A 14,450-nucleotide genomic window follows, 5' to 3' on the forward strand; every position below is an offset into this window, starting at 1 on the left:
GTATTTGCTAAACTGCTTATGTGCTGATCGGTTTAACGATTATTTTTTTCCGTTTTTCTCGTTTTCTTTATCGTATACGATTTTACGTAATCCCGAGCTGGAAAACCGGTGGTCGCGGCTATTGAAGTACAGCTCGATGCCTTTTTCTTCACAGAATTTTCTGCCAGTAAAATCTTTATCCCTATATTCATCACCGACAATACGGACATCCAGCTTAAATGAACGCAGAATGTCCTCGAGGTCTTGTTCGGTAGAGTAGGGCACGATTTCGTCAACGTATTGGCATCCACGAAGCTGGATATAACGTTCTACTACGGTTTGCGTAGGTGCATTTTTTTCTGGACGGTCCAAGGTAGGATCCATTTGCAGGCCACAGATCAGATAATCGCACTGACGCTTTGCCTCCGCAAGCATCATAATGTGCCCAGCATGTAATAAATCAAAAGTGGAAAAGGTAATACCGACACGTGGTCCGGGATTATAATCATCTCTTTTTCTAACTACTTTTTCTTCCATATTATCATCTATTTTAATGCTTAACTGCTCCATATTGACGGACGTTGCACCGCAATGAGCAATAAAAGTGCCAAGAGTATCCTAAATTATTCCCCTATGGCATAATACTTAAATCCCAATTCTTCTAACTGTTTTCTATCCAACAATTTCCGGCCGTCAAAAACGAAAGCTGGCTTTTTCATCCCTTCTTTAATTCTTGCCCAATCATATGTTTTAAATGCTTCCCATTCGGTCAGGACAGCAATCGCATGTGCACCGTTTAAGGCCTCATAGGGATCATCAACCACTTTCACTAGGCGGCGGTTTGCCCCCGGCGTACGTGTGCCTAAGTAATCTAAATCTTTATATACCTGCGTTGCGGACACTTTCGGATCGTAGACAACAACTTCAGCTTCCTCATCCAACAGGTGGTCGGCGACGTATATAGCAGCAGATTCTCGTGTATCGTTGGTGTCTTTTTTAAATGCCCAGCCCAAAAATGCAACTTGTTTACCGTTGACGGTGTTATACATCGTCTGTATAATCTTCTCGGCGAAACGGGTTTTCTGATGATCGTTCATGACAATAACCTGCTCCCAATAATCGGCGACAGCGTGCAGGTTATAAGAACGCGCTATATAGACGAGGTTCAAAATATCTTTCTGGAAACATGAGCCCCCGAAACCGACAGACGCTTTTAAGAATTTTGGCCCGATACGGGAATCCATGCCCACGGCTTTTGCGACTTCATCTACGTTGGCTCCGGTTGCTTCGCAAAGCTCAGAGACAGCATTTATAGAGGAAACACGCTGTGCAAGGAAGGCATTAGCCACGAGCTTCGACAACTCCGACGACCATAAATTCGTTGTTAGAATCCGATCATTTGGCACCCAGCTGGCATATATATTCACCAGTGCCTCGATGGCTTCGGCATTCTCGCCGCCAATTAGTACACGGTCTGGGTTATGTAGATCCGTAATGGCTGTTCCTTCCGCAAGAAACTCCGGATTGGAGAGCACATGAAAGTTCACGCCACTACTGGTATTGTCTAAAATGCTTTTTAGTGCCTCCGCGGTCCGCACGGGAAGTGTCGATTTTTCCACGACTATTTTATCATCTTTCGCAACTTCAGCAATTTGACGGGCGCACAATTCTATAAATTTTAAGTCGGCCGCCTGTCCTTTACCTTTTCCATACGTTTTGGTTGGGGTATTGACGGATATGAAGATCATATCTGCTTCTTCAATTGCCTTATCGACATCGGTATCGAAAAACAAATTACGACCGCGTGCTTCAGCAACGACCGCATCCAGTCCTTTTTCATAAATCGGAAGCTTCGATAAATCCGCATCATTCCATGCTGCTATGCGTTCCTGGTTGATATCGACCACGGTTACCTGTATGTGGGGATTCTTTTGCGCAATAACAGACATGGTCGGACCACCTACGTAGCCTGCTCCGATACAGGTTATTTTTTTGATTTGCTTCATGACTGAACCTCTTTATTTACCTTCCAGTATCCCCCTGTTTTCCGGCTCCCTCTACGTTCTATAAGCTTTCGCTCTATTAACTGCGCTATCTGCCTTTCAAGGGTTCTTTGTGATTTGTTTTCAACCACGCTTAAAATTTCCTTTAGCTGAATACCCGGATTTTTCTCAATTAAAGATAAGAGAAATCTATCCGCGTCATTTAATCCGTCATTTAATCCGCCACTTAATCCGCCACTTAATCCGCCTTTTATAGTATCATCTTTTTGTATACCCTGTTTTTCATTAAACAGCACCACGCGGAAACCACCGGAAAACTCTTCGAAGACAGGTGCAATCACGCCGTAATCCTTACAGATCTCCTGTACGCGATGAATACCCGAACCATACCTTTCGATAAGACCAACTTCTTTAAAAGCTTTGGCAATCAACTTGTTCCTCGATTTGGAGCTGTAATTTCCCGTAAGTAAATCCTCGATCGTAATGCCGCCAAACAGTTTTCCCGGATTATAAAATTCGATTCGGTTGTCAAAAATCTTGATTACACTGCCCGAACTGTCGCGATAGTCGCGGTGCACGATCATGTTGATGACAATCTCCCGGATAGCATCCAATGGATAGTCGAATCGCTCCGTACGTTGCGGCTCGCCGGTAATGATGTATTCTACCATTAAGTGCTTCTTGATAAAAGCAATGATCTCTTCCACCTCCGAAAATAGATCCGTATTCAGCGAAATCGAATCGATAATGGTAATGTTACTCTTGAAGCGCCCTACCTGTATGTCGCTGATCGGGCAATAGTCCGCCACGAATAGTAGGTAAGCGCCGAACGTGAGTTTCCCTTCACGGAGCATTTCCATTTTGGTTAGAAACTCTACGGGTGTATAGGGTATTTTATTTTCTGTCCGTTGCTCGATCCTGTGGATAAAACGGCTGACTTTTTCTAAAGAAATATCTTTTAAAGAGTGATGGGGATCTGGATAGAAATCCCAACTGCCGTTAATCGTCTTTAAATGTTCGTTGGCAATTTCTTCAACGCCCATCAAATGGTTCGAGTTACCTATACGCTTATAACATTTTCCCTTTATAGATACAGGTTTAATAGGATACTCCTGCATCTTTAACAGAACTATTGTTTTTCCTTCAACTTCGAGCGTCTCCACATCGGGTATCAGCGACGGCTGAGTCTTAATCTTGATTTCGTTGATCCAATTCTGTACCGTCTCTTTTCCTAACGATACGCCTTTGATGTCTCCTTTATCGCCCACGCCAACATACACCGATCCGCCTTTGGCATTGGCAAATGCCACCAACGTGATGATCACTTCATCCTGAAAGCTGGATTTGAACTCCACTGTTTCGGATTCGGCTGTCGGTATGACGTATGTTGGGTTTTTTTTCATTTCACTTTCCAGTAGCCTCCTGTTTTGGGGGCTCCTCTAAATTCTATTTTTCCTTCTTCTCGCAATTGTTTTAGCCAGCGTTCTATTGTTTTTTCGGGAATATTCATACTAGCCGCATAATGTGGCGTTCTCCTTCCTTGAATTTTTTCTATTAATTTCAGCAAATCATTTACTCCCTCATTTACTCCCTCATTTACTCCCTCATTTACTCCCTCATTTACACTGATATCTGAAACGCTTAGCGGAATTACTGTCTTGAAAACATCTCCTTCGATAAAAAATGGATTTGTGCCGGGCGTATATATGGGTGCATATTTATATACATTGCGCACACCAGATCCTAATTCATCAACCCAACCGATTTCCTTGAAAAAACGGGCAATAACCGGATTTTTGGGATATGGCGTAAAATTATTCGGATCAATGTTTCCGATACCTTGCGCACGATTCCAGTTTTCGGTGACAACTTGATCCTCTTCTATAATGAACTTCGCAGGATACGCATGTCCGAATTCCCGATGAATCAGTAAATTGCTGACAACCTCTCGAAACACCCGATCCCGCAGACTAACCCGCTGAACACCTTCCAGATAAAACTTATCTGGCAAATGTTTTTGAACAAAAGCCATCAATCGTTCATAGCTTGTAATCAGGTTACTGCGAATATCATCCCGATCATCATACCGATCGAGATTTTCTTTACGCAAAATCGCATCCGTTTTATGGTAAGGCAATACATTCAGCACCGTTTGCTCCGTCCCTAAAAGCAAAGCTGCTGCCAGTGTATATCCCTCTGCGCCTGTTTGCAGATCACGCTTGAACAATCCTGCTGAATGTAGCAGCTCTTCGTCGCTCATATGCTGCCATGGGTGATCTGCCCGCTCGTTTTTAGCTAATACCCTTACTTTTTCAAGAGTAGGTTTGTCTAGGTCGGTAATTCGCATGTAGGGAAAGACCTTGTTTTCAATAAACGTTGTTTGCTTACGGAGATATAACTGACTGACCCGGTCAGGGTATTTGGTGACGTCTAAATCGCCGTCTTCATTACGATCAAAGATTCGCCCTGTTACACTATGCACCTGAGAACTCTCCGGCACATATGCGTAAATAATCTGCTTGCCTTCTAGTTCTAGAATCGTTGCGGTAAGATAGCATGGTGGGTTCAGTTTATTTGGATTATTGGCATTAACGATTAAATTTTTCAGCACATCATCAATACAATCATCATAAATCCCCTCTATCACTCCCTTATCACTAACGCCTAAAAACAAATGCCCGCCATAACGGTTTAGGAATCCACAGACAGAATCAAACACATCTTTATTGAGTTCAAATTGGGATTTCTTGAACTCAACTTGGAGGCCTTCTCCTTGTTGTATTATATGTTTGATTTTGTCGCTGTTCACGTTTCCTTATTTTTTATACACCACAATGTAACTTCCACTTGTGGGCTTTTCAAAATACAGTTCGATTTTCTTATCAATCAATTTCTCCGTTTTTTCAACGACATTCTGCAAGTAATCTGTATCCAATGTATCGCCCAGCACAACCAATTCGACCTGATCTGACTCCTGTCCTTTGGCGTATGCGCCCACGAGCATAACCTCATGCACATCACCTGCACGCTCCATGACTTGATCGACTACTTTATCGACACCTAAAAAAGAATGCACTAACCGCTGAACGGGATTGAATAGGGGATGTTGGGTGTTGGCTTGGTACAGTACCTTCTTCTGCTCCTGCTTCCGCTCCAGAAAGCCCGCTTCTGTTAATTGATTGAGCTCTTTGCGGATAGCATTGGTGGATTCGTCGAATTCTTCAGCGATACCGCGCAGATAGCCCGTATTGCCCGCCGACACAAAAAATTTGATCAGTAGTTTTAATCTTGTTTTGGAAGTGATTAACGCACCTAACATAGATTTGAAATAGATTGAGCAACAAAGGTACTCGATACATTTCTAAAATCCAAGTTATTATTTTGTTAACTGTTTTTTGCATCCGCGCCGCTAAACCTTAGTTTTTCCGTTAGTTGAAGAAAGTATCTACTGTCCCAGATTTCCAAAACAGCTGCATCCTTCACGAAACGTACCACATCAGCTCGAATATGATCAAAATTCGCTGTCTCTATTTTTGTTCTCAAAAGTTCCAAGATCTGCACATTTGAAATAGATTCGCTGTTCCAGTCCCCAGACTCCTGAGCCCTACTTAAAAAATGCTCGGTACTTAATGGAACGCCCTTTTTGATATACCATTCCAGATCATACCAATCTCTCCCCTTAACCCGGTTCTTCCATTTACGGAACAAAAGCGCATGCATCTTCCCCGCAAATAGGCTCGGAAGATCGAAACTTTTTATATAAAAAGAAAATGGACGAATCAGCAATTTCTCTTCCGTACGGAATCCCAATGGAGGTTTGCGGTCTATTTCAATCTTGATTTTGACAGGGGGTAAATGATGCACGCCCATTTCCGGCAAAATGTTCTCCAGAACGAGTTCCTTCCAAACCGTGTCAGACTTCAGGAATGCAGAATCCACATTCGATTGGATGGATTTTTGCTTCTCTTTGATATTTACCGTTATTCCAAGAGCAGAAAACTCCGCTACTACCCCATCAAAATAATGCTCCAATGAAAATGTTGAGTCGACTTCAAGCAACGAAAAATCAAGATCTTCGGAGTACCTGTCCAAACCATATAGAATACGAAGCGCCGTACCGCCGTAAAACGCCGCCTTCTCAAAAAAACCTGTTCGTTCCAAACCGGCAAGTGCAATTTCCTGCATAATCTCCCGCAAGGCATTAAATGCATCCTGTTGATTTTGGGGATTATAATCGTCTATCCATTCTTTTATCATAATAGAGCGAGTGTTTTTACAAGGGTTTCGAGACTCGTGCGTTTAGGTGCATATTGTAGCCAGTTTCTCATTTCTGCAACATTCAGCTTCCTTAAATTGTCTTCATCTATCCGCATATCCTCTATCAAAAATTCCGTTACTTGTTTAGCGCTTCTCAAAAGTAGCCCGTGTGTGGTGATGATCTTGTCACAAATAGCTTTCTCGGGAGAAGCGATCAGGGCAACCTGTTTTTCTTTTAACGTAACTTGTTTTATTCCCAATGAATAATAGGGCTTGACCAGATGTCTGTAGGTAAATCGGCCGATAGCCGTTTCGTATTTTTTTGACGTCTTCGTCGTCATCGAAGCAATTTCGTAAACCCGCTCGGGGATGAACCCCCAATGGGATAATGCGGACTCTAACGAAACATAACTAGGTCCCCATAGATGATTGGCAACTAAAAAAGGCTCCGTTACGTAAAAGCCACGCTTGCCCATGGGGATATACAACCCATTTTTCAAGATAGTCAGCATACCGGCCTTTGCCAATTCGCTTATTTTGTCGTTCGGTCGCTTGTAGTCCTTAAGCAATTCCAACATGACATGCCTGGAAAGAGGCGCCGCAGCATACTTTTCTATATCTTCACGGAGGTCCATTTCGTAAAATATTTACTCAAAAATCGGAAAAAATCCGATTTTATACAAATAATATTACATAATATTAATAGACAACATCGTCTTTGCGACGCGCCGGCTGTAGCACATACGGAATACGCGCCTTAAATGGCTTGACCTCATTTTCTTTATCCGTTATCGATCCTTTTAGGATGATGTGTACTTGCTTTCCCTCCAATCGGTGTAGGCTGTGACGACTTATCCGGAAACGTGCCGACAGGAGCTGACTCGTGTCGCTATTCCCTTTGAAATATAATTGGTCAAACACAGGCACGTGGAAAACGCTGTGGCTAAAAGCAACGTCTTTAATAACGATCCCTTTGATATGGTCTGCACTCTTGCGCAAGTTGATCATAACGCTGCCATGGCGCATTTGATCATGCGAACTCTTCGATTCCTGAAATTGCACCGTGACATCCATATCCATAAAGCGCTTGTAGCGTTGGTATTTTCGTCTCTCGTTGACGAGGAGTAAGAAAATCAGCAGCAGCGCGAGCACGGCGAGCACTGGATAGATTAAGGAGTTCATAGTATCATTCTTGTAACCAATATATTACAACAAAATAACGACAAATATTTGATAAAGAACGGAAGCAAAAGCAGAATTAACAATAAGTTCAAACTAAAAAAAGGCCGCCCCCTAATTAGGAGACCGCCTTGCAATATGTAGACATTTTATTTTGCTCCTGTTAGGGATTTGATGAGCGCTGTCTCTGCGGGGTCGTAAGGGCTTCCGTCGCTTCTCAGTACTTCATGGAACCAAACGGGTGGCTCATCGGTATAGGTCTTCGTCCACGAGTCCCATGGAAACTTAGTCTGGGTCTTCCCATCAACAAACCCCCAGTTAATCATACCGACGTTATATTTTTTCGCAATGGGTAAAAATCCTGCAAATGTACTGCCGTTAGGCCTAGCCATATATTCTGTACAGAGAATAGGTTTTTCATAACGCTGCAACCATTGGATCAGTTGTTCGAATTCCTCGGGGCTACCGTAGTTGTGAAAGGTAATGATATCGGATTCTGCTACTTGCAGTTTCTCGATAGGTTTCATTTTTTCTTCTGAGGACCAATCGCCCGACCAGACGCCAGAAGTAATGGGCTGCGAGGGATTGACTGATCTTGCCCACGCAAAAGATTGCCGAAGCAGGGGAAGGACGAGATCGACCTTGTCTGGTGTTTCTATCTTTTCATACGATGGTCCCGTCATGTTATCGGGTTCGTTCCAGATATCCCATCCGAGCACCCGCTCGTCGTTCGCAAACCTTTTTATGACCCCTTTGACGTAACGCTCCAGCCGCGGATATTGTGTCGAGTCTTTTAAGGCCAGTTGTCCTGGACTTTGTACCCAGCCCGAATTGTGTGTAAACGGTGTTGGTTCTCTTTGTTTACCTAATTCAAAGAACGGATCCCAGCAGGAATCGAAAATAACCAATAATGTTTTGATGTGATGCTTGTCTGCCAATGACAGAAAATGATCGATTCTGTTAAGAAAGCCGGTGGAGTCTTGCTCGTACAAGGCGTCGTGTAAATAAACGCGGACGGTGTTCATGCCTAATTCTGACGCCCAGCCAAGTTCGCGATCAATGGTTACGGAATCATAGGTTTCTTCCTGCCACATCTCCAGCTGGTTAATGGCGGTACTTGGCGTAAAATTCGGGCCGACTAGCCATTCTTGATCGTTATACCAAGCGTTGGCCTGTTCCTTGGTCCAGATTTGTCGATCCGAATCGGTTTCTTGTTTTCGTGTTTCCGTACAACTGCCCAGCAGTATACTGACAAAGAGTGAGATAAAAATAAGCCTGTTTTTCTGCATGATTTTAATTTAATAGTGCTATTGTTTTGTATTGTTGATGAGTTTTCCCTTGATCATCCAGACTTCCGTATTGCCGGCCGGTCCATAGGCGTTCGTGCTGGTTACCGCAATGATCGTATTATCGTTCAGTACCGTTATGCTGTTCCATAAGCAAGATTTATTGCTTGGAATCGAGAAAGGGGCAGACTTGCTCGTAAAGTTTTTGGCCTGATCGTCCCCAACCACGACTTTCATGTCGGCAAAATTCATATCGTTGGTACGCCCTTCCGTGCCCTGATATGCCAAGATGGTCTTCCCAGTGCTCAACTGCCGGATATACGGTGCTCCTGCATAGATTTCGTTGGCGACGGGCTGCAGCAGTGCGTAGTGTCGGTTGGGGCTTTCGGCCCCAATCGTCGTTGCCCAGTTTTCTTCTAGGCTGTTTCGCAGGGTGTACGGCTTAAAAGCTTGAATAGCGTTATCTTCTATAGCAACAACAATGTCCTTCCCATTATTCAGTAATAAGGGAACGGGCATCCCGTCTCTTCTGCCTGGGCGGAAGCTCACGATAGTTGGGTCGGCGCTCCAAGTTTCGCCGTCATCCTGCGAGCGGATCATGGAGATATTTTGTTCATTGGACTGGGTATAAGGCCCTTCGTTGGCAAAAAAGAGCTGTATTTCACCGCTAGGCAATTGAACGGCCGCTGGCTCCCAACAGCCATTCTCGAACTCGTGGCCAGCTTCGTATAACACCTGCTCGTCTGTCCAGGTTTGCCCGGCGTCCGTACTTTTCTTTATTCGTATATCGAATTTTCGTTCGGGAGAAATCTCGAATGGCCTGCCGTTATAGAGCGCCAATAGGGTTTTCCGATCATTTAACAGCAGCATATCAGGCACACACATATTCCTTCCCTCGCCCCGCGCCGCAACCACTACGGGTGCTGACCAGCTATTGCCTAGGTCGTTACTTTTTACCGACACGACGTTGCCGTCAGCTTCGTAGATGCCCAATAAGGATTGGTCGGGCAGCTGAATAATCCGGCCGTAGCCTGCATACCGTGTGTTGTTTCCGGAAGATACCTTCCTTCGCGTCTGTTGATCCCACTGAATATACGTTTCCTCTTGATCTGGCGGCTCGGGGGGAAGCGGCAGCTGAGTTGGATTATCTTTTGCGCATGCTACGATGGCAAGAAATAGGAAGGCGTTCTGAACGAGGCGTCTGAATAAAATGCAATAAGTCATAGTTGTATCGAAAAGCTTTTAGTAATGTGGGTTTTGAGTAAGATTGGGATTGTTGGCTACTTCTACTTCGGGTAACGGCAAGCGTATGGATTTGTCCAACACAAAGTTGTTGAAATCTGGGTCACGCTGGGCCACGCGATCGATACCCGCTTGGGTTTCTAAATCTCCCCAGCGCTTTAAGTCTGCCCAGCGCACACTTTCGCCACATAGCTCTAACGCCCTTTCCATTTTCAACCGTTCTCTAAAGCGATCCTTATCGTTCCCAATGGTGGGATGCGTGGTTGCCAAGGGCGCTAGGTTTACGCGCGTGCGTACCCGATCCACATAAGGATAGGCACTGGCCGTTTGGTCAAGTTCATTCAGCACTTCGGCATATAATAGCAATATATCCGCAAATCGAATGATTCGGTTATTGACTTCGTTAAAATAGTCGTCGTGGTTCTGTTTGTAATCCCGAGCATATTTTCGGAACCAGGCTTCGTCGGCATTCCACTCCCAACTTCTACCGTATACTTTGTCCCCAAAATCTGCTTCTAAATCTGGGTAAAACAGGGAATAGCGCAAACGGGGGTCAATTTCGCCATTCACGGTTTTCTCTTTCTTAAACTCCGTGACCAACCAGTAGCGCGCTTGTCCGTCTGACCAGCCAATCGATCGGGGTGCAAAAAACTGAGCCCGGTTGGTACTCATCGTGGAGCTCGGAATATCGCCCTCGGCGGTTTTGTTCGCATCGGAAAACTGGATTTCGAAAACGGATTCTTTGTTGTTTTCATTTTCCGCACGGAAGTTATCCTTGTAGTCTACTAGATCGTAATAGGGCACTCCTTCGCCGGTGATAAAATAGTCTAAAGCTGATTTTGCCTCGTTCCATTTGTGCTGCTGCATATAGGTTTTCCCCAGCAGCGCCAACGCAGAACCTTTGGTGGGCCGGCCGATATCATTCCCTGTCCACTGCATGGGTAATGATTGAGCGGCTTCGGACAGATCCGCCTCGACCTGCGCCCAGACTTCCGCTAATGTACTGGCCTCCGGCATATCCGTCGGGCTTTGCAAGGTGGTGACAATCGGGAAGTTCTCCCATAGCAACGCCGCATAATAATAGTAAAACCCGCGAAGGAATTTGGCCTCGGCCAAAAGCTGTGTTTTCTTATGCTCATCGGCAAATTCAATAGTCGGTACATGGGTCAATACTTGGTTACACCGAAATATCGCTTTATAGGTATCCTTATACGTGATGACATTGCCTTCAAAAAAATTGTAATTAACATACTGAAACCGCGTCCAGTCCGCCAGTTCTATCCAAGGACTTTTGCTAAAGCCTTCATCGGAAGTGAGATCTAAGCGGAAATAGATCCACCGAGACCAGTTTCCGGGCTGGTAAAACATGTGGTAAATGGCATTTACCCCACGCTGTGCATCGGATTCTGTAATCCAAAATTGTTCTTCGGTGAGGGTATTGGGATTGTCCTGATCGAGCAAACTCTTATCGCACGAAATCAAACTGGACACTGTTATGAAGAGGATAAATATGCTATTTTTCATCTTTTAAAATCTAAATTGTACACCTAATGAAACGGTTTTCAGGTTCGGGAATACCCCGAAGTCGTGACCTTTTTGAAAAACACTGTTATTATTGAATTCGGGATCAAGGCCTGTGTATTTGGTAAACGTGAGTAAGTTTTGGCCGGACAATGTAACCTGTGCCTCGCTAAAATAGATTTTGTCCAGTAGGCTGCTTGGAAGACGGTACGAAATACCGATATATTTTAAGCGGACAAAGCTACCATCTTCCAGCCAGCGGTCGATGTCTCCGCGGGAGTTCATCGTACTCGCATAATAGGCGCGCGGCACATCGGTATTGGGGTTTTCCGGTGTCCAAGGTTGTATACCGGCACGGTAGTTTGTATTATCGGAGAACATGTCCGTCACACTCTTGGGGCCATTAAATACCATAGCCCCTACGGATCCGAACCAATCCATGCTGAACGAGAATTGCTTATAGGAGGCGTTCATGTTTAAACCGACCTCATAATCTGCCCAGGCATCGCCCACGATAACCTTATCGGCATTGGTAATCGTGCCGTCACCGTTATGGTCTTTGAAGCGGATATCGCCCGGCTGCGCATTCGGCTGAATAACGCGACCGTCCGCATTTTTGTAACTGTTGACCTCCTCCATGTTCTGGAATATGCCGTCTGTTTCGAGCACAAACCACATGCCGAGCGGCTGACCTTTCTCCGTTACGGTATTGCCCGAAAAGGTTCTGTTTTGTCCATACCCCAAATCGATTACCCGGTTTCGCAAGGTGGTGATATTAGCGGTTACACTATATTGGAAAGGTTTCGTGTTCTCCTGATAGGTGACAGACAATTCTACACCTCGGTTTCCGAGGGTTGCCCCGTTGGTGTACGGATTGCCGCCGTCATTTCCGGTGGAAATCAATAGCGGATATTGAATCAGCACGTCTTCGGTTTTGGAAATAAAGTATTCTGCGCTAACGTTAAGTCGATTTTTCAAGAAGGTCGCATCAAAGCCATAGTTTTGCTGCGTTAAGGTCTCCCAGCGAAGATCTTGGTTCGCTAGTTGAACCTGTGTCGCACCCGGCAACGTCACCTGACCCGGACCCATCGCGATCGTGGGAAAGGTATTGATAATAGGTATATAATCATACGGACCGATATTGCTGCTGCCCAGGGTTCCGTAGTTCGCCCGCAGTTTTAGATCGTCGATCCAGGAGACCTGGAAAAAATCTTCTTGACTAAGGCGCCAAGCACCAGATAGGGATGGAAATGTACCGAACTTGTAGTTTTTGCCGAAGCGAGAAACGCCATCGGTACGGATAATTCCGTTGATTAGGTATTTATCGGCGTAATTGTATTCAAATCGACCAAAATAAGAGATCAAGTCCGTTCTGCGTGCGAATCCGCCCGTTTGTGGCTCATTTCCTTGATCGAGCACCATATAATAACCACCGGCCGGATTTTCCAACATGTTACGCTTAGTGCCCCACATTTGCGCATAGCGATCCCGTTGATAGGATTGCCCTGCGAGGACGTTCAGCCGGTGTTGGTTAAAATCTTTTTCAAAAGAAAGGGTGTTTTCGACCAAGATCGTCGAGGATTCTGCTCTATTTTCATGATAGCGTGAGGGATCCAGGGGTTGGTTTAATGTCCAACTTCCTGCTTTTCTTAAAAAGGTGTGATGATCCCGGCTGGTTTCATAACCCAAATTGAACCTGTATTTTAAGGATGGTAAAAATTGTAGCTCCGAAAAGACGTTACCCCGTATGCGGAGGTTCGCGTTGGTCCTATCTTCCAGATCTGCAATAGCGACCGGATTTGACCCAAAGGTACGGGCCCGACGTTCATCACCGTAACCATAGCCACCGGGGTTGTCTGGATTGTAAATCGGGATCGTTGGCAATAGACGGAGCACATCAATATACGGGTTCCCCGACATTTCATCGGTTTTAGCGTTGCTGATGGCTAAATTTTCGCCAATGGTAAAGATGCCTTTTTTCGTGACGGTGTTTACTCGAAAGTTAAACCGGTTAAAGTCGGTACTGATGACCGCTCCTTTGTTGTCGAAATAACCTCCGGAGATAAAGTACTGTCCATCATCGCCTCCACCCGAGAAACTAACGGAATAATCCTGCACTCTCCCAGTACGGAAAGCAGCGTCTTGCCAGTCGGTATCGACAGTAAGGTCTAGATCTTGCCGGGGAACATTGGCGTTATCGTAAGCCATGTTGTTCAATCTCGCAAATTCTTCGGTCTTCGCTAGGTCGTACCGGGGTGTGGTTTGTAGGGTTGACTTCGCCGAGACGTCGATTTGCGCGGGTCCTTTCTTACCTTGTTTGGTAGTGATAATGATAACGCCATTTGCAGCACGCGAGCCGTAGATGGCTGCTGCTGACGCGTCTTTTAAGATTTGGATGGATTCAATGTCGCTCGGATTGAAATCTCGGTTGGCTGTCGTGATTAACCCGTCAACCACATAAAGAGGCGGCGTACCGGATAAATTTTTCATGCCCCGAATTTGAATTTGGGCTTCCGCTCCAGGCTGTCCTCCGCCGCGGACCCTGATACCTGTGGCCAGCCCCTGTAGCGATTCGGCAACGGTTGTTGCTTGTCTTTTTTGTACGTCTGCTGCTTTTACAACGGACACAGCTCCTGTGAGGTCTTGTTTACGCTGTGTGCCATATCCTACGACGACAACTTCATCAAGGTCTGTACTGGACGCCTCCATGACCACATGAAGCGGTTGTGCATTTGCTACAGGAACCTCCTTAGTAATGTATCCAATATGTGAAAAAACCAAAACGGATGCCTCTTTTTGGTCGGTCGGGATACTAAAATAACCGCTGGAATCGCTCTGTGTAGCGAGTGTGCTGCCTTTCAACACAACAGCGACGCCTTTCAATGGTCCGTCTTTGTCGCTAACAGATCCGGTTATCTGCGCATGTGCAAAAAAGACATGCGTACATAACATAAAAACAAAAATGATCTTGCTCATATACAAT

General features: G+C 45.2%; 12 protein-coding genes. All 12 read right to left on the reverse strand.

What is annotated here, in order from left to right:
* Window positions 1-39 precede the first annotated feature (39 nt).
* The gene (locus C5745_RS13210) at window positions 40-516 is read right to left on the reverse strand and encodes an adenylyltransferase/cytidyltransferase family protein (RefSeq protein WP_105717562.1); all 477 of its coding nucleotides are present in this window, start codon (window positions 514-516) and stop codon (window positions 40-42) included.
* Window positions 517-602: 86 nt separating this feature from the next.
* Window positions 603-1,985, reverse strand: coding sequence for a nucleotide sugar dehydrogenase (locus C5745_RS13215; RefSeq protein ID WP_105717484.1), 1,383 nt, complete (start codon window positions 1,983-1,985; stop codon window positions 603-605).
* Window positions 1,982-3,385 (reverse strand): ATP-binding protein, encoded by a 1,404-nt coding sequence (locus tag C5745_RS13220; RefSeq protein WP_105717485.1) that lies wholly within the window; start codon window positions 3,383-3,385, stop codon window positions 1,982-1,984. The genes C5745_RS13215 and C5745_RS13220 overlap by 4 nt, the downstream gene beginning before the upstream one ends.
* Window positions 3,382-4,791, reverse strand: a complete 1,410-nt coding sequence (locus C5745_RS13225; RefSeq protein ID WP_207795806.1) for an RNA-binding domain-containing protein — start codon at window positions 4,789-4,791, stop codon at window positions 3,382-3,384. The genes C5745_RS13220 and C5745_RS13225 overlap by 4 nt, the downstream gene beginning before the upstream one ends.
* Window positions 4,792-4,797: 6 nt before the next feature.
* A complete protein-coding gene (locus C5745_RS13230; RefSeq protein ID WP_105717486.1) occupies window positions 4,798-5,301 on the reverse strand; it encodes a helix-turn-helix domain-containing protein in 504 nt (167 codons plus the stop codon).
* 65 nt (window positions 5,302-5,366) lie between these two features.
* On the reverse strand, window positions 5,367-6,239 hold the full coding sequence (locus C5745_RS13235; RefSeq protein WP_105717487.1) for a nucleotidyl transferase AbiEii/AbiGii toxin family protein: 873 nt from the start codon (window positions 6,237-6,239) through the stop codon (window positions 5,367-5,369).
* Entirely contained in the window at window positions 6,236-6,874 is a 639-nt protein-coding gene (locus C5745_RS13240) for a type IV toxin-antitoxin system AbiEi family antitoxin domain-containing protein (protein ID WP_105717488.1), read from the reverse strand. Before C5745_RS13240 ends, C5745_RS13235 begins: the two co-directional genes overlap by 4 nt.
* 64 nt (window positions 6,875-6,938) lie before the next feature.
* The gene (locus C5745_RS13245; protein ID WP_105717489.1) at window positions 6,939-7,421 is read right to left on the reverse strand and encodes a hypothetical protein; all 483 of its coding nucleotides are present in this window, start codon (window positions 7,419-7,421) and stop codon (window positions 6,939-6,941) included.
* Between the two features lie 146 nt (window positions 7,422-7,567).
* Window positions 7,568-8,707, reverse strand: a complete 1,140-nt coding sequence (locus C5745_RS13250; RefSeq protein ID WP_105717490.1) for a cellulase family glycosylhydrolase — start codon at window positions 8,705-8,707, stop codon at window positions 7,568-7,570.
* An 18-nt stretch (window positions 8,708-8,725) separates the two neighbouring features.
* Complete coding sequence (locus C5745_RS13255) at window positions 8,726-9,928, reverse strand: sialidase family protein (RefSeq protein ID WP_105717491.1); 1,203 nt, start codon at window positions 9,926-9,928, stop codon at window positions 8,726-8,728.
* 18 nt (window positions 9,929-9,946) lie between these two features.
* The gene (locus tag C5745_RS13260; RefSeq protein ID WP_105717492.1) at window positions 9,947-11,470 is read right to left on the reverse strand and encodes a RagB/SusD family nutrient uptake outer membrane protein; all 1,524 of its coding nucleotides are present in this window, start codon (window positions 11,468-11,470) and stop codon (window positions 9,947-9,949) included.
* A 3-nt stretch (window positions 11,471-11,473) separates the two neighbouring features.
* On the reverse strand, window positions 11,474-14,443 hold the full coding sequence (locus C5745_RS13265) for a SusC/RagA family TonB-linked outer membrane protein (protein WP_105717493.1): 2,970 nt from the start codon (window positions 14,441-14,443) through the stop codon (window positions 11,474-11,476).
* Window positions 14,444-14,450: the final 7 nt, after the last annotated feature.

Source organism: Sphingobacterium haloxyli, from assembly GCF_002980525.1.
Lineage (GTDB): Bacteria > Bacteroidota > Bacteroidia > Sphingobacteriales > Sphingobacteriaceae > Sphingobacterium > Sphingobacterium haloxyli.